The sequence below is a fragment of the Microbacterium sp. NPDC058062 genome, assembly GCF_042885375.1.
GTDB classification, from domain to species: domain Bacteria; phylum Actinomycetota; class Actinomycetes; order Actinomycetales; family Microbacteriaceae; genus Microbacterium; species Microbacterium trichothecenolyticum_C.
In genome coordinates this window covers 846,227-864,485 of the sequence record NZ_JBHVSC010000001.1, presented here as the reverse complement: position 1 = coordinate 864,485, position 18,259 = coordinate 846,227, and the positions used below count along the sequence as shown (strand labels likewise).

Genomic DNA, 18,259 nt, shown 5'->3' with positions numbered 1-18,259 from the left:
TCAGTTGGACTTCGCCGTGATCCACACGGTGATGGCGATCAGCGAGCCGATGCCGAAGATCCAGATGAAGAGGCCCTCCGAGACGGGGCCGAGCGAGCCGAGCGTGAATCCGCCCGCAGACTCGTTGTCCTGCAGGTACAGCAGGTAGGTGATGATGTCGCGCTTCTCTTCGGTGGTCAGCGTCATGTCGTTGAACACCGGCATGTTCTGCGGACCCGTGACCATCGCCGCGTACATGTTCAGCGGGGTGGTGGTGTGCAGGTTCGGGGCGTACTTGCCCTCGGTCAGCGCACCGCCGGCGCCGGCGACGTTGTGGCACATGGCGCAGTTGATGCGGAAGAGCTCGCCACCCTCGGACGCGCTGCCGCCGCCGTCGAGGACTTCTTCCTCGGGGTAGGTCGGGCCGGGCGCGATCGACTGGATGTAGGCGCCGATCGCGGTGATCTGCTCCTCGGTGAACTGCGCGGGCTTCTGCGGAGCCTGCGGGCCCTGCATCTGCAGCGGCATGCGGCCGGTGCTCATCTGGAAGTGCACGGCGAGCTCGCCGACGCCGTAGAGCGACGGGCCGTCCTCGGTGCCCTGCACATCCAGGCCGTGGCACGTGGCGCAGTTGGCCTGGAACAGCTTCTTGCCGTCTTCGACGGTGAGTGCCGAGTTCGTGACGGTCTCGGGGGTGGTGGCCGCCATCGCGGCGGATGCCCCGGCGTAGACGCCGCCCGTGATGAGCAGGCCGATGCCGATCAGTGCGGCCGCGGCCCAGGGGCTGCGGCGGCCATTCGAGCGGCGTGTGGTCTGTCGTGCCATGTCGGGTTTCAGCTCCGCTCTCACTTGAGGAAGTAGATGACGAGGAAGAGGGCGATCCAGACGACGTCGACGAAGTGCCAGTAGTAGGACACGACGATCGAGGACGTCATCTCTTTGCGCCCGAAGTTCTTGACGGCGTACGCGCGCCCGATGACGAGGAGGAAGGCGATGAGGCCGCCCGTCACGTGGAGGGCGTGGAAGCCGGTGGTGAGGTAGAACGCCGACGCGTAGGAGTTCGCGTTGATCGGCATGCCCTCGGCGACGAGCTGGGCGTACTCCCACACCTGGCCCGAGACGAAGATCGCGCCGAGCGCGAAGGTCAGCCAGAACCACTCGACCATGCCCCAGCCGAGCCAGCCGCGCTTCTTCGTCGAATAGGGCTGGAAGCGCTCTGCGGCGAACACGCCCATCTGGCACGTGACCGAGGACAGCACGAGGATGATCGTGTTGACGGTCGCGTACGGGATGTTCAGCAGCTGCGTCTCCTGGGCCCACAGTTCGGGCGAGGTGTTGCGCAGGGTGAAGTAGATCGCGAAGAGGCCCGCGAAGAACATCACCTCGCTGCCGAGCCACACGATGGTTCCGACAGCGACCGGATCCGGCCGCTTGACGGACCGCATGGCCTGGGAGTAGGTCGCTGTGGAGGTCGTCACGCTCCCCATTATGGCCGATTCGAAGCCACGATTTTCGCATCGGAGGGCATGTCTTCGCCTGCTCCGGAACTTAGGGGAGCCTAAGAGGACCCTGCGACTTCGCCGTGAACCCGTGGTGAAGACGCAGAATCGCCGCGCCCGGGACGCCGTGTCACGAAACGGTTCCGATTCCCGAGCCCGGCTAGGCTTCTCGGTTATGGCGGAGCTGTACACCTGGCCGGGAATCCTCACCACGCTGCTCGAGCGGCGCGACCTCAGTGTCTCGGAGTCGACGTGGGCGATGCGGCAGATCATGTCGGGCACCGCCACCCCTTCGCAGCTGGCGGGTTTCCTCGTGGCGCTGCGTGCCAAGGGCGAGACGGTGGACGAGATCGTCGGCTTCCGCGACGCGATCCTCGAGGCCGCGCTCCCGCTTCCCGTCGACGCCGCGGTCCTCGACATCGTGGGCACGGGTGGCGACCGCTTCGGAACCGTCAACGTGTCGACGATGTCGGCGCTCGTGGCCGCAGCATCCGGGATCCCCGTCGTCAAGCACGGCAACAAGGCGGCCAGCTCCTCATCGGGTTCGTCCGACGTGCTGGGCGCTCTCGGCGTCGACCTGGCCCTGTCGCCGGACGCCGTGGCCGAGACGCTCTCCCGCACCGGCATCACCTTCGCGTTCGCGGGTGCGTTCCACCCCGGGTTCAAGAACGCGGCGGCGACGCGCAGCGAGCTCGGCGTCCCCACCGTCTTCAACTTCCTCGGGCCGCTGTGCAACCCGGCGCGTGCCGAGGCGAACGCCGTCGGCGTCGCGCATCTCGACCGGGTGCCGCTCATCACCGGCGTGTTCCGCACGCGGGGCGCGACGGCGCTGGTGTTCCGTGGCGACGACGGCCTCGACGAGCTCACGACGACCGGTCACAGCCGGCTGTGGGAGGTCAGCCGCGGCGATATCCACGAGCACGACCTGGACCCGCGCGACCTCGGCATCCCGCTCGCCGACATCGACGACCTGCTGGGCGGCGATCCGGCCCACAACGCCGGCGTGGTGCGGCGCGTGCTCGGCGGCGAGGAGGGCGCGGTGCGCGACATCGTGCTGCTCAACGCGGCCGCGGGCATGGTCGCCTACCGCCTGTTCCGCGATGCCGCACAGGTGCAGCGACCGATCCTCGAGCGCCTCGCCGAGGCCCGGGACGACGCCGCCGCCGCGATCGACACCGGCGCGGCGACGGCCACGTTGGACCGCTGGGTCGAGGCGACGCGCGCACTCGCCTCCTGAGCCGGCGCCCGCCGGGTTTTCTCCGGCGCGCGCTCTTCCGCCTCGCCGTGCGGCGCCGCTAGCGTGTGGCTCAACGACCGCATCCGAGGAGGACGCATGAGCGAGGAAGAGCCCCGCACCACCGACGTGATCGAGCCCCCCGAGAAGAAGGTCGGCCTGGTGAAGGCGGTCGGCATCATCGGGATCATCGGCGGCATCCTGCTGATCGTCGTCGGCATCATCGCGTGGATCGGCGTGACGACCCAGCTCACGGCCGAGAACATCACCATTCCCGACGACGCCGCAGCGTTCCAGGGTCAGCAGGTCACCGGCCCCTTCACGGCCTACGTGCAGGCCGACATCATCAACACCCACGCCCTCGAGGCGTCGGGCGGCAAGACGTACGCCGAGCTCGACCAGGACGACCCGGTGCGGGCCACCGTGATGCAGGCGTCGTTCCTGCGCGCCTCGCTCTTCACCTCGGTCGTCGCCTACGGTGTCGCGCTGTTCGCGGCCGGCATGGGCGTGCTCGCGATCCTGTTCGGCTGGGCCATCCACCGGCTGGCGAGCGTTCCGGTGGTGATCCGGCGCTCGAACATCGCCTGATCCGTCGCCCCGCCGCACGTGAACCCCTACGACGCGCTCACCGAGATCGCCACGCTCCTCGAGCGTGAGCGTTCCTCGCGGTACAAGTCGAAGGCGTTCCGTGCGGCGGCCGACGCGATCGAGGGCCTGAGCGACGCGGAACTGCGGGACACCGCCTCCCTGCGCCGCCGCAAGGGGATCGGCGACTCCACCTTGGCCGTGATCCAGCAGGCGCTGGCAGGCGAGGTGCCGGGATACCTCGTCGACCTGCGCGAACGCGCAGGCGTGCAGCGCATTTCGTCCCTGCGGCCGCTGCTGCGGGGCGACCTGCACTCGCACAGCGATTGGTCCGACGGCCTCACCTCCATCGACCTCATGGTCGACGCGGCGCGAGCACTCGGCCACGAGTACCTCGCCCTCACGGATCATTCGCCGCGGCTGCGCGTCGCGAACGGGCTGTCGCCCGAGCGCCTGCGCTCCCAGCTCGAGGTCGTCGCGGGCATGAGCGGCGACGGGTTCACCCTGCTCTCGGGCATCGAGGTCGACATCCTCGAGGACGGCGCCCTCGATCAGGAGCCCGACCTCCTCGCGGAACTCGACGTCGTGGTCGCGTCCGCCCACTCCAAGCTCCGCATGGAGCGTGGGCCGATGACCCGGCGCTTGGTCGCGGCCGTCTCGAACCCGCACATCGACGTGCTCGGACATGTCACTGGGCGCCTCGTCGAGGGATCGCGCGGAACGCGGCCGCCCTCGACCTTCGACGCGCGGGCCGTGTTCGAGGCCTGCGAGGCCCATGGCGTCGCGGTCGAGATCAACTCCCGTCCGGAGCGACAGGACCCTCCGGACGAGCTGATGGCGCTGGCGCTGGAGATCGGATGCCTCTTCTCGATCGATTCGGACGCCCATGCGCCCGGTCAGCTCTCCCTGCTGGACTACGGCGCCGAGCGTGCCGAGCGCATCGGCGTGCCGCCCGAGCGCATCGTCACGACGTGGCCGCTGGACAAGCTGCGCGCGTGGACCGGACGCGACCGCGGCGCCTGATTCCCCGGTGACGGATCCGGGGCCGCAGTCGCGTCCGGGAGATCACTGCGACGCGTTCGCGCGAAGCACCTCGAGGCGTGCGCGGTACTCGGTCTCGTCGATGTCGCCCTTCGCGAATCGCTCCGCGAGTGTGGTCTCGGCCTGTCGGGCGGGGTTGCGGCCATACGGCCCGTAGCCGTTCTCCGCGGCCGCACGACGCCAGCGGCGGCCGAAGATCCCGAAGAGGATCGCGAACAGGGCGATCCAGAACAGCGGGATCAGCAGGAACCACCAGCCGAACCCCCACGGGCCGACGAAGTGAGTGGCCACGATCCCTGAGCCGGCATCGAGCACAGTGGCGAGTGCAGTGGACATGCGGATTCCTCTCTCGGAACCGGCTGCGCCGGGAAGGGCGGCCGGATGCCTCGAGTCAACGCGGGTGGCGGCATCCGTGAATCCGACCGCCGGAGTGAACTCGACTGCTCTCGGCGGAGTACTGCAGGCCGCGGTCACCGGGGCTGTGAGCCGACCAGCCCGGATTCGTACGCGATGATGACGAGACGCACGCGATCGCGGGCGTAGAGCTTCTGCATGATGCGCGACACGTGCGTCTTCGCGGTGAGCGGCGACAGGTGCAGGCGGGCGCCGATCTCGTCGTTCGTGAGTCCCTCTGCGACGAGGCGCAGGACGTCGACCTCGCGGTCGGTGAGCGTCTCGAGGAGCTGGGGATCGGGCACCGCACGCAGGCCCGACGCGGCCCGATCGAGCAGCGTGCGGGTGACGCCGGGGGACAGGAGCGCGTCGCCGGCGGCCACGGCGCGCACCGCGCGGATGAGGTCGGCGGGCTCGGTGTCCTTCACGAGGAACCCGCTGGCGCCGGCGAGCACCGCGCGGATCACGTACTCGTCGAGCTCGAAGGTGGTCACGATCACGACCCGCACACCGGCCAGGTCGGGGTCGGCGGCGATCTGCTCGGCGGCCCACAGTCCGTCGCCGTCCGGCATGCGGATGTCGACGAGCGCGACGTCGACGTCTGCCGCGCGGAGTGCGCGCAGCAGCTCCTGGCCGCCGGAAGCTTCCGCCACGACATCGATATCGGGCTCCGAGTCCAGGAGCGCCCGGAACCCGGCCCGCACGAGCTGGTGGTCGTCGGCGAGGGCGACGCGGATCATGCCGCGCCCCGCCAGGGAAGACGCGCGATCACGGCGGTGCCCCGCGTGCCGCTGTCGACGGTCAGGGCGCCGCCCGCGAGCTCGGCCCGCTCACGCATGCCGCGCAGGCCCCCGCGCTCGGACGCGGTCGCGGGGATGCCGGCGCCGTCGTCCGCGACCGTGAGGACGAGGTCGTCGGCGTCGTGCTCGACCGTCACCGTGGCGTGCGAGGCGGCGGAATGACGGACGACGTTCGTCAGCGCCTCCTGGGCGATGCGGTAGGCCGTCGTCTGCACCGCGCTCGGCGGCGTGTCGCCCGCGAGGCGGTCGTCGAGGGCGACGCTGAGGCCCAGCCCGGTGCGGCCGGCGACGAGGCCCGGCAGCTGCGCGAGCTGCGGCTGCGGCGTGAGCGGCGCGGTGTCGGGTGCGCCGATCTCGTCGCCGCGCAGGAATGCGAGCACGCCGCGCACCTCGTCGAGGCCGGTCGCGCTGAGACTGCGGATGTTCGCGAGCGCCTCCCGGGCGCGCTCCGGCTCGCGGTCGAAGAGGTGCAGCCCCACGCCGGACTGCACGGCGATCTGGCTCAGCGAATGCGCCAGCACGTCGTGCAGCTCCCGGGCGATGCGCGTGCGCTCCTCCTGCTCGGCGGCGCGACGGCGAGCGTAGAGCTGCGTGCGGCGCTCCTCGGCGCCGCGGATCCGCGCGCGGATGCCTTCGCCGACGACGAAGCACAGCGCGAGGCCCACCGTGGCGAAGGCGATGCGCGCAGGATGCCACTGGACGCCCACGAGATCCGCGCCGACGACGACGCCGAGCCAGGCCGCGCCGACCGAGACGAGCGCCCATACGCGTGCGCCCCGAACGACGGCGCCGACGATCGCGAAGATCAGGGCGACGGGTGGCGGACCGCCCACGGGCGCGATCAGCAGGTCGACGGCGCTCAGCGCGGCCACGGCCGCGACGGTGGCCCCGGGCAGTCGACGCGCCGCGAGGAGTGCGAGAGCGGATGCTGCGGCCAGCGTCAGGCTCGTCGCCGCGGCGGCGACGGGCACGTGCTGCCACCACGACAGCGCGATGGTGCCGGGCACCTGAACCAGGAGCGAGACGAAGACCGGGACGAGGAGCACCACGGCCGCCGGCGGGCGGAAGCGCGGGCCGAACTCGTCGGCGCCGGGGGCACGCAGCCGGTGACGGCTCGCACTCGAATCGTCACGCACGGGCCCGGGCATGCGCACGATGCTACGCCGCGCCCCTCTGTGAGGAATCTGACCGCGGGAGCCCCGCGCGTACTCCCGCGGGAGTAGGGGGCGGCCCCGGCGGCAGGGGATCAGACGGTGTCGAGCGCGTCGATGATGCGGTTCATCGACGCGCCCAGCGCCCACTGCTCGGCGAGGGATGCGGCATCCGTCTTCCCCTGCTCGGTGAGCGGTCGCAGGCGCGGGTCGGGCACGTCCAGCGGGAGGTCGCGCACGACGGCCACGACCTGCGGCGCGACGGCGAGATAGGGGAGGCCCGCGAGCACCTTCGAGCGCACACCCGCGGACATGCCCTCGCCGGCCTCGGCCGCGGCGACGATCGCGGCGAGGTCGCCGTGTGTCGCGAGGAGCCCGGCCGCGGTCTTCTCGCCGATGCCGGCGACGCCGGGCAGACCGTCGGACGAGTCGCCGCGGAGCGTGGCGAAGTCGGCGTACTGCGAAGGAAGGACGCCGTACTTCGTGACCACGGACGCATCGGTGAGCACCTCGAGGTTGCTCATGCCGCGCGCGGTGTAGACGACGCGGACATCGCGCTCGTCGTCGACGAGCTGGAAGAGGTCGCGGTCGCCGGTGACGATGTCGACCGGCATGGTCGCGGTGGAGGCGAGGGTGCCGATGACGTCGTCGGCCTCGTGGGCGGTGGCGCCGACGATGCGGATCCCGAGGGTGTCGAGCGCCTCGCGGATGACGGGAACCTGCACCTCGAGGGGATCGGGAACCTCTTCGACATCGGGTCCGCCCGCGACGACCTCGGCGACGCGATGCGTCTTGTAGGTCGGGATGAGGTCGACGCGCCACTGCGGTCGCCAGTCGTCGTCCCAGCACGCGACGAGGTGCGTGGGGCGGTACGTCGTGACGAGCCGCGTGATGATGTCGAGGAACCCGCGGACGGCGTTGACGGGGGTGCCGTCCGGAGCGCGCACGGTGTCGGGCACCCCGTAGAACGCGCGGAAGTACAGGGACGCGGAGTCGAGCAGCATGAGGCGGTCGGTCACGCGTTCATCCTGGCATGCGCCGCCGACGCGCACCCGGGCCGCGTGAATGAGACGGCCGGTCGAGCGAGCTGCGCGGCCGCGACGTGCCGCAGCACGCCACCCTCCGTTCACCTGCCGGACCGGCCACGGTCGCACGGCAGGACCCATCGCGTTCACATCCGGCGCCCACCGTGGGGAGACAGCGCTGAGCCCGATCGTGCGGGCCGGCCGGGAGGAGGCGCCCCATGGGTCGCGAGGATGTGCTGGCGTGGGTCGAGTCGCCGCTGCAGCTCGTCGGCGCCGCGGAGTGGGCGGCCGCCCACCGCACGACCGTTCCCGTCGCCGGACGCCTGACGCCGCAGATCTCGGCCACCGCCGACGAGCTGCTGTCGCGCGGCGCGCGCTTCGGCGCGCTCGAGCCCTACCTCGGGATCCCGTGGAGCCTGCTCGCCCGTCACGGCCACTGGCTCGTCGGCGACGGCTTCTCGGGCCAGTTCCGCCTCGCCGCCTCGGTGCTCCGCCCGCACCGCATCACCTTCCTCGATGACGGCGCCCACGCGATCGCCTACGCCGACACGCTGCTCGGTCGCCGTCCGTACACCCGCCCGAACATCGAGGAGCGCGGACTCACCACGGTCGTCGCTCCCTTCGCGGCCGAGCTCGTGCACCGCCGCGCCCTCGCGCGCCGCGCGGAGATGTTCACCGCATTCGATCTCGGCGCCGACCGCGTCGACGCTCTCGCGGACCACGGGTTCGGCATCCGCCGCCACGACTTCTCGTGGACGCGCCGGAGCGCGCCCGCGGCGCCGGAACTCGGCCGTCGCGTGGTGCTCGGCAGCGCACTCCCGGTCGACGGACGGATGCTGCTGCTCGACTATGTGCGGTGGGTGCGGGAAGCCGCAGCCGGCGGCGCGGTGTACCTCCCGCACCGTCGCGAGTCGGCGGAGCAGCTGGACGCCGTCTCGACCGTGCCCGGGCTGCGGATCCACCAGACCGGACTGCCCGTCGAGCTCGTGCTCGCCGGCGCCCGTGGCGCGCTCGACGTGCACACGCTGCCGTCGAGCACCACGACGACGCTCCCGCTGGTGCTCGCGGGCACGGGAACGACCGTGCACACCGGACGCGCCCGGCGCTCCGCCCGGACGGCGGCGGCATGAGCGAGGTCGTCGCCATCATCCCCGCGCGCGGGGGCTCGAAAGGTGTCCCGCGCAAGAACCTGCAGCGCGTCGGCGGTGTGCCGCTGATCGCACGCGCGGTCGAGGCGGCGCGGCGCTGCCCGGCGATCGACCGGGTCGTCGTGACGACCGACGACGCCGACATCGCGGCCGTCGCGGCCGAGTGGGGTGCCCAGGTCGTCGAGCGCCCGGCCGACCTCTCCGGCGACCTCGCCAGCAGCGAGAGCGCCCTCGTCCACGCCCTCGAGACCCTCGAGGCCCACAAGGTCGACGTCGGGGTCCTCGCGTTCCTGCAGGCGACTTCGCCCTTCATCGACGTCGACGCGCTCACCGCGGCCGTGCAACTCGTGCGCTCGCGCCGCCGCGACAGCGTCTTCTCGGCCGTGGAGACGTACGGCTTCCTCTGGGAGAAGGGCATCGGCAGCGCGGCCGAGCCGGTCAACCACGAGATCGACGTGCGCCCGCGTCGCCAGGACCGCGAACCGCACTACCTCGAGACCGGCGCCTTCTACGTGATGCGGGCGGCGGGCTTCCGCGCGGCGAACCACCGCTTCTTCGGCAGCGTCGGCATCGCCGAGGTCGCGCCGCGGACCGCGATCGAGATCGACACCCTCGACGAGCTGGAGCTCGCGCGCACGCTCGCGCCCCTCGTCGACCGCGACGCGTTCGGCGCCCACGCGGGTGCGATTCCCGTCGACGCCGTCGTGACCGACTTCGACGGCGTGCACACCGACGACACCGTGCACGTCGACCAGAACGGCGTCGAATCCGTCACCGTGAGCCGATCCGACGGCATGGGGGTCGGGATGCTGCGAGCCGCCGGCATCCCGTTCCTCATCCTCTCGACCGAATCGAACCCCGTCGTGAGCGCCCGCGCCCGCAAGCTCGGCGTAGACGTGCGACAGGCGGCGTCCGACAAGGCGGCGGTGCTGCGCGAGTGGGCCGACCAGCAGGGCATCCCGCTGTCCCGGATCGCGTACCTCGGGAACGACGTCAACGATCTGCGGTGCCTCGAACTCGTCGGCTGGCCCGTCGCGGTCCCGGAGGCGCACCCCCTCGTCCTCTCCACCGCGCGTGTCGTGCTCGACCGCCCCGGCGGTGCCGGCGCCGTGCGCGATCTCGCCGAGCGCGTGCTCACCGGCAGGTCGGCGACGGCCGTCGCCGACGCGCTCCGGCCGGCCGTCGCGCCGGTGCGAGCCTCAGCATCCGATCACCCCACAGCACCACAGGAGGCCTCATGACCGTCACCATCGGATCCCGCGTCGTCGGGGGCGGACGCCCCGCGTACGTCATCGCCGAGATCGGACTGAACCACAACGGCGACGTCGACCTCGCGAAGCGTCTCATCGACGTGGCGGCCGACGCCGGCGCGGACGCGGTGAAGTTCCAGAAGCGCACGCCCGAGATCGCGACGCCCGAGCACATGCGCGACATGCCGCGCGACACCCCTTGGGGCCGCATGACGTACCTCGACTACCGCCGCCGCGTCGAGTTCGACCGCGAGGAGTACATCGAGATCTCCGACCACGCGCTGCTGCGCGGCCTCGAGTGGTTCGCGTCGCCGTGGGACGTGCCGAGCGTGGCCTTCCTCGAGGACCTGGGCGTCGTCGCGCACAAGGTCGCGTCCGCGTCACTCACCGATGTCGAGCTGCTCCAGGCGCTGCGCGACACCGGCAAGCCGATCATCCTGTCGACCGGCATGTCGACGATCGAGCAGATCGATGCGGCGATCGACATCCTCGGCACCGACCGCCTCGTACTCCTGCACGCGACCTCGACGTATCCGATGGAGCCGGAGGAGGCCAACCTCCGCATGATCCCGGCGCTGCGCGACCGTTTCCCGGGCGTGCCGGTCGGCTACTCGGGCCACGAGCGCGGCCTGCAGATCTCGCTCGCGGCCGTCGCCCTCGGCGCCGTCGCGGTGGAGCGGCACATCACGCTCGACCGCACCATGTGGGGCTCCGACCACGCGGCCTCGCTCGAGCCCGCGGGCCTGCAGCACCTGGTGCGCGACATCCGCGTCATCGAGGCTGCCCTCGGCGACGGTGTGAAGCGCGTGTACCCCGGCGAGCTCGCGCCCATGGCGAAGCTGCGTCGCGTTCCCGCGTGAGTCCGGGCACGTCAGACGGCGGGCGGCCGCGCGTCGTCGCGATCGCCGACACCGACTCCTACGTGAAGTGGGCGGCCGCCCTCCTCGGCGGGGTCTCAGAGCGATGGGATGCCTCGCTCCTGGTGCTCGAGACGCCGCTCGTCGTCAGCGACGCCCAGCTCGCCTCCGCGCTCAGCCGGAGCGGGCTGGGGGAGGACCGCGTGGAGCGGATCACCTACGCCCGCCTGGTGGCCCGGCTCGCCGAGCTGCGGGCGGACGCCGTCGTGATCGGAGCGCGCGGTCCGCTCGTGCGCGTGCTCGCGCGCGACCTCGCGGCGCTCGAGCCGCGGCCGGTCGTGGTCACCGGGCTTCCGGGCATCTCGATCCCCGCGACGCGCAAGGCCGTCGTGTACCGGCTGCAGTCCGACCTGTTCGTCGTGCACTCGCGCCGCGAGGTGCGGGCGTTCGGCGCGCTGTCGGCTCGGACCGGCTACGCCCACCGCTATGCCCTCGCGACGCTGCCGTTCGCGCGCGGTGCCGTGACGGCCGGCGGCGGCACCCGCCCGGATGCGGAGGGCACCGATCTCGTGTTCGCCACCCAGGCGAAGGTCCCCGCCGAGCGGGAGGACCGGCTGCGCGTCGCGCGCATGCTCGTGCGGGCGGCCGAGGCGGATCCGTCGCGACGCGTCGTGGTGAAGCTCCGCGCCGCGTCGGGCGAGCACCAGACCCACGCCGAGCTCGACGGCTACCCCGAGCTGCTCGCCTCGCTCGGGCCGCTGCCGGCGAACCTCGTCACCTCGACCGGGTCGATGGGCGACGCGCTCGACACGGCCGAGGGGCTCGTCACCGTCAGCTCCACCGCGGCGATCGAGGCGATCGCGCGCGGCATCCCCGTCATCGCCGTGGACACGTTCGGCGTCTCGCCGCGCCTCATCAACGAGACGCTGGCCGACGCCGACCTGCTCGCGAGCGAAGAGGACGTCGTCGCGCGGCGGTTCCGGCATCCGGATCCCGAGTGGCTCGACGAGAACTACTTCCACGCCCCTGAGGCCGACGACTGGACCGCACACGTCGACGCGCTGCTCGCGCAGCGGGCGGCTCGGCGGCTTCCGGCGCGCGCGTCGGTGGTGCGCCGGGGCGGCGCGCTGCGCGACGCGTGGGAGCGCAAGGTCGCTCTCGGCCGCAGCGACACGTCCGCCTCGGGTGCCGTGGCCTACGTCGTCGGCGTGCCGCTGCGCGGCGTGGTGCGACTCGCGAAGCGCGCCCGCCGCTCGCTCGTCGGAGCGGTTCAGCAGCCGGGGCCGGTCGGATCCTCGACGCAGGTGCGGTCCACGAGCGCGGTGCGCACCTCGACGACCCGTACGCCGTAGCCGGCGGCCGCGGCCCGGACCACGCCGGGAACCGTCCGCCACGTGCCGCTTCCGAAATCGACGGATGCCTCGAACTCGACCGTCACCGACACCGGATACGTTCCGCGGGCCCGGTACGCGTGGCTGGTCGCGGTCGGGGTGAACTGCCCCTGCCCGAGCGCCGTCCATGACGCGCCGCCCGTGTTCGCCCGCGTGGTCGTGCCGTCGCCGTTGTCGAACACGTAGGCGACCGGGACGAAGCGCACTGTCACGTCCCAGCCGAGCACCGTGCCCGGGATGCGCTGCTCGGACGCCGAGGCCAGCAGGTTCGTCGGCATGCCAACCACGCCGAAGCCCGCAGGCTCGCCGCCGAGCGTCGGCTGGGCGGGCCGGAAGGACGCGAGGTCCGCGAGGGTGACGTCCGGCGGGCCCGCGACGACGTAGTTCTCGCACCGGTTGAGCGGACCGCAGTCCTCGGGCTCGGCGGACGCTTCGGGTCTCGGACCGGCGCCTGAATTGGAGTCGGGCTCCCTGTCGGCGGCCTTGCCGGGCTGTGTCTCAGAGCGGATGATTTCGACCACTTCGCCTGTGTTGCGGCCGCACAGTCCCGCCGCTGCGTCGGCGAGGCTGCAGTCGCCACTCGCAGCGTATGGAGCGGGTGCAACCATAGCCAACGCGATGGACAGAGTCGCCGCGATCAACACGACTCGCCGTCTCCAACATCGCTATCAACGATGAGGAATGCGTCACCCACCCACTTGAACGACACCATCAATTCGAGCACTGGATCGCGTTCCGTGGGGGTTACGTCGTTTCCCGATTGGTCCACCAGTCGCGCGTCTGTTGAATCCAGACACACGACCGCGGCGACCTCGGTCCGATCGCTCGACGCGCTCTGCCCGGCGAATGAAGCGACTTCGCTCGGGCCGACCAAGTGAACGCCCAATTCCTGGAAGCGTTGCTGGCTTTCGATGTCTATCTCCAGCGCGTTGCCGCTTAGAAACACTTGAGGATCTGGTGCCGATGGATCATCGCGCCGAGCATTCTCAGCTCCCGCGTAGGCGCGGTACGTCTCCTCCGCCGCCGCGAACGCCTCTTCGTCGCTCGAGAACGCCGGAGTCGGCGTGGGCTCCGCCGGCCCGGGCGGGGTGCACCCCGCAAGCCCGAGGAGGAGCAGACCGCTGAGCACCGCCGCCGTCACCCGAGTCCGCACGCCCCCACGGTAGCCGCCGGCGTCGACGCTCCGACCGAGTTATCCACAGCGCATGCGAAGAAGCCGGCGATCGCGTCCGGGGGGTGTCGCGGATCGCCGGCTCCGGGCGGGTCGGTGAGACCGCCCCTCGTGCCCTCCGGGCGTCGGGCACGAGGGGTGGTCCCGGGCGACGCATCGCCTGCAGGGGTTTCGCGGAGGGGACCGGGATTCCCCTTCACCGCGATGCCTCCACGTTCCCAGGCCGACCTGGGAGATCCCTATCGCCGGGCCATACGAACGCCGGGCGCTGGCCGTGCAGCCGCTGGGCTGTCATCATGACGCCATGCGCATCGTCGGACCGGTCGCCTGCCTCGTACTCGTCGCCTCGCTCGCCGCGCTGAGCGGCTGCGCGTCGTCTCAGCCCGTGATCGCGCCGGTCACCCGCGACGTGGGCGACCTTCAGGGCGAGACCGTCGAGCTCGAGGTCGGGCAGGTGCTGAACATCGACACCGGCGACCTCGCCGTCGACAGCTACAGCGGCGTCGTCTCCGATCCGTCCGTCGCGAAGTTCACCGCGGGTCGCGAGGAGGGCGGCGCGACGTACAACCCGGGGGTCGAGGGACTCGCCGACGGAACGACGAAGGTGGTGCTGTCGAACGAGGACGGCGGCATCCAGGACGTCACCTTCACCGTGGAGGTCGCGGGCTGATCCGGCACGGCTGCGGCCACGACGCGGCATCCGGGCGTAGTCTCATGCGATGACCTCCGCCGCGAGCCGGACCGAGCTTCGTGGGCTTCTGGACGAGCTCCACGACGCGGCCATGGTGCGCATCGCGGCGATCGACGAGACCCTCGAGGAATTGCGCGCCGACCGGGGCTCCGACGTCGCCGACGACGAGCACGACCCCGAAGGCGTGACGCTGTCGGGGGAGTGGTCCCGCGCCGTCGCCCTCGAAGAGGCCGCACGCCGCGAGATCGCCGAGATCGACGAGGCCGTCAAGCGCTGGGAGGACGGCACCTACGGTGTCTGCGTGGACTGCGGTCGAGGCATCCCGATCGCGCGTCTTCGCGTGCGTCCCTTCGCGACCCGCTGCGTGTCGTGCGCCGAGAAGGCCGGCGTCTGACGTGTCGTTCGGCTCCGCGGCATCCCGAGCCGCCCGCGACGGCTTCCCGCGCGTCGCGGACACGGATCCCTGTCCGTGCGGCACCGGCGATCGCTTCGACGGATGCTGCGCCCCCGCGCTGCGCGGAACACCGGCGCCGACCGCCGAGCGCCTGATGCGCTCGCGCTACACGGCATTCGTCGTCGGCGACGCGGCGTATCTGCACGACACCTGGCACCCGGGCACGCGTCCCGCGGAGCTGACGCTCGACCCGGAACAGCGCTGGACCGGGCTCGAGATCGTGGACACAACGGATGGCGGCGAAGGCGACAGGCGCGGTGTCGTCGAGTTCCGCGCCGCCTGGCGCCACGGCCGCGACAGCGGCGTGCTGCACGAGCGGAGCCGCTTCGTGCGGCAGGGCGAGCGCTGGTGGTACCTCGACGGCCAGATCGATCCGGCCTGACCGGTCCCGACGGTGCCGAGCGCCGATAGCGTGGCAACCATGACCACTCAGGCTGAGAAAGCACAGACCCTCGCCCGACTGCACGCCGCCCCCGAGATCCTGCGCGTCGTGAACGTGTGGGACGCCGTGTCGGCCCGCACCATCGCCGCCCTCCCCGAGACCCGCGCCATCGCGACCGCCGGCCACTCGATCGCCGCGACCTTCGGCTACCCCGACGGCGAGATTCCCCTCGAGACGACGCTCGACATGGTCGGCCGCATCGTCGAGGCCGTGGGCGACCTGCCGGTGAGCACCGATCTCGACGCCGGGTACGGCGATCCGGGCGAGACCGTGCGCCGCGCCATCGGCAAGGGCGTCGTGGGCGCCAACGTCGAGGACCGCCTCGTGCCGCTCGCCGAAGCCGTCGCCAACGTCGAGGCGATCGTCGCGGCCGGTGCGGCAGAGGGCGTCCCCTTCGTCCTGAACGCCCGCACCGACGCGTTCGTGCGCGCGGGCAAGCGCCCGCTCGAGGAGTCGATCGCCGATGCGATCGAGCGCGGCCGCGCCTACCTCGCCGCCGGCGCCGACCTCGTGTTCGTGCCCGGCATCCTCAACGCCGACATCACCCGGCAGCTGGTCGAGGGGATCGGCGAGCGCAAGATCAGCGTGATCGGCCTGCCCGGCGCCCTGTCGGCGGGGGAGTACGAGGCGCTGGGCGTGGCCCGCATCTCGTACGGCCCCACGACGCAGCGCGTGGCCCTGACGGCGCTGCAGGACGTCGCCGCCGATCTCTACGCGGACGGCGTCATCCCCGCCTCCACGCGCGCACTGAACTGACGCGCACCTCGTCCGATCGGCCCGTGGGGAATCCCCGCGGGCCGATCGTCGTTGTGACGGGCATGGAGCCCGCACCCGTCGACGTCGTCGTGGTCGGTGCCGGGCAGGCCGGTCTCTCCGCGGCGTATCACCTGCAGCGCCGCGGATTCGTCCCGCTCGAGCGCGCGGAGGCCGCGGATCAGACGTTCCTCGTGGTCGACGCGAATCCCGAGCCTGGGGGAGCGTGGCAGCACCGCTGGCCGTCCCTGCGGATGGCGACGGTGAACGGCATCCACGAGCTGCCCGGATTCGCGGTGCCGCCTGCGGATCCGGCGGCCGCGAGCCGCGACATCCTTCCCGCCTACTTCGCCGAGTACGAGGAGCGCTTCGCTCTCGACGTGCTCCGGCCCGTGCAGGTGAAGGCGGTGCGCCGCGCCGACGACGACCCGAGCGGCCGGCTGGCCGTCGAGACCGACCGCGGCGCGTGGGCCGCCCGCTTCGTGATCAACGCGACGGGCACGTGGACGCGTCCGTTCTGGCCGCGGTACCCCGGCCAGGAGCGCTTCCGCGGACGGCAGCTGCATGTCGGCGACTACGTCTCGGCCGAGGAGTTCCGCCGCAAGCGCGTCGTCATCGTCGGTGCCGGCGTCTCGGCGGTGCAGCTCTTGGACGAGATCTCCCACGTCGCCGACACCTTCTGGGTGACGCGCCGCGAACCGCAGTGGGCCGAGGAGGACTTCGACATCCCGGCCAGGGTGGCCGCCATCGCCGGCGTCGAGGATCGCGTCCGCCGCGGCCTGCCGCCCGGCAGCGTCATCTCGGTGACCGGCATGCACTGGACGCCGTGGGCGCGGGCCGCCGAGGCGCGGGGCGTGCTGGTGCGGCACCCGATGTTCGCCTCGATCGAGGAGGACGGCGTCCGCATGCCCGACGGCACGTTCGAGCGCGCCGACGTCATCCTGTGGGCGACGGGCTTCAGGCCCGCGCTCGACCATCTCGCGCCGCTGCGCCTGCGCACGCCCGAAGGCGGGTTCCGTGTCGAGAACGGGCGCTCGATCGACGAGCCGCGGCTGTTCCTCATCGGCTACGGCCCGTCGCAGTCGACGGTGGGTGCGAACCGCGCGGGCCGCGACGCCGTCCGGGCGATCGTCGCCGACCCCGTCGCGCTCGCCGCTTAGGCTCGAACGTGTGACGCTGCTCGCCGTACTGCTGTTCCTGAACGCCGCCTTCAACGTCCTGGTCTGGCCGACGTTCTACCGCCGGGTCGCGAAGGACCCCCGCGCCCACGACGCGCAGGGCAAGGCGACCCGCTTCCTCGTCGTGCACACGGTGCTCATCGCCGTCGCGCTGACGCTGGCGGCAGCATCCGTGATCGCGGGCATCGCCGCGCTCGTCGCCTGATGCGCGACGCAGCCGCCGCGGCGTAGCGTGGAGGGCACGACGAAGGGGGACCCATGGCCCGCATCCTGATCTTCGGCGGCCACGGCCGGGTCGCGCTGCTGCTCGAGCCGCTGCTCGCGGCACAGGGGCACACCGTGACAGCCGTCATCCGCAACGCCGACCACGAGGCAGCGGTCGCGGCGACCGGGGCGCAGCCGCTCGTCGCCGACATCGAGGCGCTCGACGTCGACCAGCTCGAGAACGTGATCGCGGGCAACGACGTCGTCGTCTGGTCCGCGGGGGCAGGCGGGGGCAACCCGTCGCGCACGTACGCGGTCGATCGCGACGCCGCCATCCGCTCGATGGAGGCCGCTCTGGCCGCCGACGTGCTGCGCTACGTGATGGTGTCGTGGGTCGGATCGCGAGCCGACCACGGCATCGAGCCCGACGCGTCGTTCTTCCCGTACGCCGACGCCAAGTGGGCGGCCGATGCCCATCTCGCCGCCAGCGCGCTCGACTGGACGATCCTTGCGCCGGGCACGCTCACGCTGGACCCGCCCACCGGGCGCATCGCGCTCGATCCGGAGGACGGCGGCGCGGTGGCGCGCGCCGACGTGGCCGCGGTGATCGCCGCGACCATCGCGGACGACACCACGATCGGCCGGACCATCCGCTTCGGCGGGGGCGACGAGGTCATCGGGCACGCGATCGCGGGCTGACGCTCAGTCCTCGCTGGAGTGCAGGCCGCGGCGCGCGGACAGCAGGGTCACCTCGGGGTGGTCGGCGACGAGGCGTTCGGCGTGGTCCAGCACGTCCCGTACGTGGGACGAACCCGAGGCGACGATCGAGACGCCGATCCTGGCCCGGCGATGCAGGTCGTGCTCGCCGACCTCGGCGGCGGCCGCCTCGGTGCGCCGGCTCAGCTCGGCGATGAGCGGACGCAGCACGCTGCGCTTCTCCTTGAGGGAGCGGACGTCGCCGAGCAGCAGGTCGAACTCGATCCACCCGATCCACATGGCTCCATCGTGCCAGC

23 protein-coding genes are annotated in these 18,259 nt (G+C 71.9%); 14 read left to right on the top strand and 9 right to left on the bottom strand.

Features of this window, described 5'->3' with window-relative positions:
• Together ACFVSU_RS03910 and ACFVSU_RS03905 are read right to left on the bottom strand one after the other, a co-directional pair.
• Positions 1-804 (bottom strand): cytochrome c, encoded by an 804-nt coding sequence (locus tag ACFVSU_RS03910; protein WP_310290377.1) that lies wholly within the window; start codon positions 802-804, stop codon positions 1-3.
• 20 nt (positions 805-824) lie between these two features.
• Positions 825-1,466, bottom strand: coding sequence for a heme-copper oxidase subunit III (locus tag ACFVSU_RS03905; protein WP_310290379.1), 642 nt, complete (start codon positions 1,464-1,466; stop codon positions 825-827).
• A gap of 187 nt (positions 1,467-1,653) precedes the next feature.
• On the opposite strand from ACFVSU_RS03905, the gene trpD reads away from it, so the two are divergent.
• The 3 genes from trpD (at position 1,654) to ACFVSU_RS03890 (ending at position 4,320) form a co-directional block, all read left to right on the top strand.
• A complete protein-coding gene (trpD, locus tag ACFVSU_RS03900; RefSeq protein ID WP_387138285.1) occupies positions 1,654-2,715 on the top strand; it encodes an anthranilate phosphoribosyltransferase in 1,062 nt (353 codons plus the stop codon).
• Between the two features lie 96 nt (positions 2,716-2,811).
• Positions 2,812-3,300 carry an aromatic ring-opening dioxygenase LigA gene (locus tag ACFVSU_RS03895; RefSeq protein WP_387138282.1) on the top strand — a complete coding sequence of 163 codons (489 nt, stop codon included), beginning with the start codon at positions 2,812-2,814 and terminating at the stop codon, positions 3,298-3,300.
• Positions 3,301-3,318: 18 nt separating this feature from the next.
• Positions 3,319-4,320 carry a PHP domain-containing protein gene (locus tag ACFVSU_RS03890; RefSeq protein ID WP_387138279.1) on the top strand — a complete coding sequence of 334 codons (1,002 nt, stop codon included), beginning with the start codon at positions 3,319-3,321 and terminating at the stop codon, positions 4,318-4,320.
• Between the two features lie 42 nt (positions 4,321-4,362).
• Here the strand turns inward: ACFVSU_RS03890 and ACFVSU_RS03885 are convergent, their stop codons facing one another.
• From ACFVSU_RS03885 to ACFVSU_RS03870, 4 genes are all read right to left on the bottom strand, one after another.
• Positions 4,363-4,674: an SHOCT domain-containing protein gene (locus tag ACFVSU_RS03885; protein ID WP_387138276.1), complete on the bottom strand. Its 312-nt coding sequence runs from the start codon at positions 4,672-4,674 to the stop codon at positions 4,363-4,365.
• 134 nt (positions 4,675-4,808) lie between these two features.
• Entirely contained in the window at positions 4,809-5,471 is a 663-nt protein-coding gene (locus ACFVSU_RS03880) for a response regulator (protein ID WP_387138273.1), read from the bottom strand.
• On the bottom strand, positions 5,468-6,679 hold the full coding sequence (locus tag ACFVSU_RS03875) for a sensor histidine kinase (RefSeq protein WP_387138270.1): 1,212 nt from the start codon (positions 6,677-6,679) through the stop codon (positions 5,468-5,470). Before ACFVSU_RS03875 ends, ACFVSU_RS03880 begins: the two co-directional genes overlap by 4 nt.
• 98 nt (positions 6,680-6,777) lie before the next feature.
• Entirely contained in the window at positions 6,778-7,701 is a 924-nt protein-coding gene (locus tag ACFVSU_RS03870; protein ID WP_387138267.1) for a 5'-3' exonuclease H3TH domain-containing protein, read from the bottom strand.
• 224 nt (positions 7,702-7,925) lie between these two features.
• Here ACFVSU_RS03870 and ACFVSU_RS03865 point away from each other — a divergent pair, with 224 nt between their 5' ends.
• Genes ACFVSU_RS03865 through ACFVSU_RS03850 form a run of 4 tightly spaced genes read left to right on the top strand, consistent with a single transcriptional unit; the run spans position 7,926 to position 12,314 of the window.
• Positions 7,926-8,837 (top strand): hypothetical protein, encoded by a 912-nt coding sequence (locus ACFVSU_RS03865; RefSeq protein ID WP_387138264.1) that lies wholly within the window; start codon positions 7,926-7,928, stop codon positions 8,835-8,837.
• Complete coding sequence (locus ACFVSU_RS03860; protein WP_387138261.1) at positions 8,834-10,096, top strand: cytidylyltransferase domain-containing protein; 1,263 nt, start codon at positions 8,834-8,836, stop codon at positions 10,094-10,096. Before ACFVSU_RS03865 ends, ACFVSU_RS03860 begins: the two co-directional genes overlap by 4 nt.
• Positions 10,093-10,965, top strand: coding sequence for an N-acetylneuraminate synthase family protein (locus tag ACFVSU_RS03855; protein WP_387138257.1), 873 nt, complete (start codon positions 10,093-10,095; stop codon positions 10,963-10,965). The genes ACFVSU_RS03860 and ACFVSU_RS03855 overlap by 4 nt, the downstream gene beginning before the upstream one ends.
• Positions 10,962-12,314 carry a DUF6716 putative glycosyltransferase gene (locus ACFVSU_RS03850; protein WP_387138254.1) on the top strand — a complete coding sequence of 451 codons (1,353 nt, stop codon included), beginning with the start codon at positions 10,962-10,964 and terminating at the stop codon, positions 12,312-12,314. Before ACFVSU_RS03855 ends, ACFVSU_RS03850 begins: the two co-directional genes overlap by 4 nt.
• Here the strand turns inward: ACFVSU_RS03850 and ACFVSU_RS03845 are convergent.
• Both ACFVSU_RS03845 and ACFVSU_RS03840 read right to left on the bottom strand, forming a co-directional pair.
• Complete coding sequence (locus tag ACFVSU_RS03845) at positions 12,233-12,874, bottom strand: hypothetical protein (RefSeq protein ID WP_387138251.1); 642 nt, start codon at positions 12,872-12,874, stop codon at positions 12,233-12,235. The genes ACFVSU_RS03850 and ACFVSU_RS03845 overlap by 82 nt on opposite strands.
• 116 nt (positions 12,875-12,990) lie before the next feature.
• Positions 12,991-13,506 (bottom strand): hypothetical protein, encoded by a 516-nt coding sequence (locus ACFVSU_RS03840; protein ID WP_387138248.1) that lies wholly within the window; start codon positions 13,504-13,506, stop codon positions 12,991-12,993.
• A 322-nt stretch (positions 13,507-13,828) separates the two neighbouring features.
• Between ACFVSU_RS03840 and ACFVSU_RS03835 the strand changes: the two genes are divergently transcribed.
• The 7 genes from ACFVSU_RS03835 to ACFVSU_RS03805 all read left to right on the top strand — a co-directional run bounded on the left by ACFVSU_RS03835 (position 13,829) and on the right by ACFVSU_RS03805 (position 17,945).
• Complete coding sequence (locus ACFVSU_RS03835; protein ID WP_387138245.1) at positions 13,829-14,194, top strand: hypothetical protein; 366 nt, start codon at positions 13,829-13,831, stop codon at positions 14,192-14,194.
• A 49-nt stretch (positions 14,195-14,243) separates the two neighbouring features.
• Entirely contained in the window at positions 14,244-14,609 is a 366-nt protein-coding gene (locus ACFVSU_RS03830) for a TraR/DksA family transcriptional regulator (protein WP_387138242.1), read from the top strand.
• A 1-nt stretch (position 14,610) separates the two neighbouring features.
• Positions 14,611-15,051: a YchJ family protein gene (locus ACFVSU_RS03825; protein ID WP_387138239.1), complete on the top strand. Its 441-nt coding sequence runs from the start codon at positions 14,611-14,613 to the stop codon at positions 15,049-15,051.
• Between the two features lie 39 nt (positions 15,052-15,090).
• The gene (locus ACFVSU_RS03820; RefSeq protein WP_387138236.1) at positions 15,091-15,867 is read left to right on the top strand and encodes an isocitrate lyase/phosphoenolpyruvate mutase family protein; all 777 of its coding nucleotides are present in this window, start codon (positions 15,091-15,093) and stop codon (positions 15,865-15,867) included.
• A gap of 62 nt (positions 15,868-15,929) precedes the next feature.
• The gene (locus tag ACFVSU_RS03815; protein ID WP_387138710.1) at positions 15,930-17,024 is read left to right on the top strand and encodes an NAD(P)-binding domain-containing protein; all 1,095 of its coding nucleotides are present in this window, start codon (positions 15,930-15,932) and stop codon (positions 17,022-17,024) included.
• Positions 17,025-17,034: 10 nt separating this feature from the next.
• Entirely contained in the window at positions 17,035-17,247 is a 213-nt protein-coding gene (locus ACFVSU_RS03810; protein WP_387138233.1) for an SCO4848 family membrane protein, read from the top strand.
• 53 nt (positions 17,248-17,300) lie between these two features.
• Positions 17,301-17,945, top strand: coding sequence for an NAD(P)H-binding protein (locus tag ACFVSU_RS03805; protein WP_387138230.1), 645 nt, complete (start codon positions 17,301-17,303; stop codon positions 17,943-17,945).
• A gap of 3 nt (positions 17,946-17,948) precedes the next feature.
• Here the strand turns inward: ACFVSU_RS03805 and ACFVSU_RS03800 are convergent, their stop codons facing one another.
• Positions 17,949-18,242 carry a DUF503 domain-containing protein gene (locus tag ACFVSU_RS03800; protein ID WP_056367137.1) on the bottom strand — a complete coding sequence of 98 codons (294 nt, stop codon included), beginning with the start codon at positions 18,240-18,242 and terminating at the stop codon, positions 17,949-17,951.
• Positions 18,243-18,259: the final 17 nt, after the last annotated feature.

Excerpts from the sequence above, each read along its gene's own strand:
- ACFVSU_RS03910 (WP_310290377.1), bottom strand. The coding sequence starts at position 804 with ATGGCACGACAGACCACACGCCGCTCGAATGGCCGCCGCAGCCCCTGG.
- ACFVSU_RS03905 (WP_310290379.1), bottom strand. The coding sequence starts at position 1,466 with ATGGGGAGCGTGACGACCTCCACAGCGACCTACTCCCAGGCCATGCGG.
- trpD (WP_387138285.1), top strand. The coding sequence starts at position 1,654 with ATGGCGGAGCTGTACACCTGGCCGGGAATCCTCACCACGCTGCTCGAG.
- ACFVSU_RS03895 (WP_387138282.1), top strand. The coding sequence starts at position 2,812 with ATGAGCGAGGAAGAGCCCCGCACCACCGACGTGATCGAGCCCCCCGAG.
- ACFVSU_RS03885 (WP_387138276.1), bottom strand. The coding sequence starts at position 4,674 with ATGTCCACTGCACTCGCCACTGTGCTCGATGCCGGCTCAGGGATCGTG.
- ACFVSU_RS03880 (WP_387138273.1), bottom strand. The coding sequence starts at position 5,471 with ATGATCCGCGTCGCCCTCGCCGACGACCACCAGCTCGTGCGGGCCGGG.
- ACFVSU_RS03875 (WP_387138270.1), bottom strand. The coding sequence starts at position 6,679 with ATGCCCGGGCCCGTGCGTGACGATTCGAGTGCGAGCCGTCACCGGCTG.
- ACFVSU_RS03865 (WP_387138264.1), top strand. The coding sequence starts at position 7,926 with ATGGGTCGCGAGGATGTGCTGGCGTGGGTCGAGTCGCCGCTGCAGCTC.
- ACFVSU_RS03860 (WP_387138261.1), top strand. The coding sequence starts at position 8,834 with ATGAGCGAGGTCGTCGCCATCATCCCCGCGCGCGGGGGCTCGAAAGGT.
- ACFVSU_RS03855 (WP_387138257.1), top strand. The coding sequence starts at position 10,093 with ATGACCGTCACCATCGGATCCCGCGTCGTCGGGGGCGGACGCCCCGCG.
- ACFVSU_RS03835 (WP_387138245.1), top strand. The coding sequence starts at position 13,829 with ATGCGCATCGTCGGACCGGTCGCCTGCCTCGTACTCGTCGCCTCGCTC.
- ACFVSU_RS03830 (WP_387138242.1), top strand. The coding sequence starts at position 14,244 with ATGACCTCCGCCGCGAGCCGGACCGAGCTTCGTGGGCTTCTGGACGAG.
- ACFVSU_RS03820 (WP_387138236.1), top strand. The coding sequence starts at position 15,091 with ATGACCACTCAGGCTGAGAAAGCACAGACCCTCGCCCGACTGCACGCC.
- ACFVSU_RS03815 (WP_387138710.1), top strand. The coding sequence starts at position 15,930 with ATGGAGCCCGCACCCGTCGACGTCGTCGTGGTCGGTGCCGGGCAGGCC.
- ACFVSU_RS03805 (WP_387138230.1), top strand. The coding sequence starts at position 17,301 with ATGGCCCGCATCCTGATCTTCGGCGGCCACGGCCGGGTCGCGCTGCTG.
- ACFVSU_RS03800 (WP_056367137.1), bottom strand. The coding sequence starts at position 18,242 with ATGTGGATCGGGTGGATCGAGTTCGACCTGCTGCTCGGCGACGTCCGC.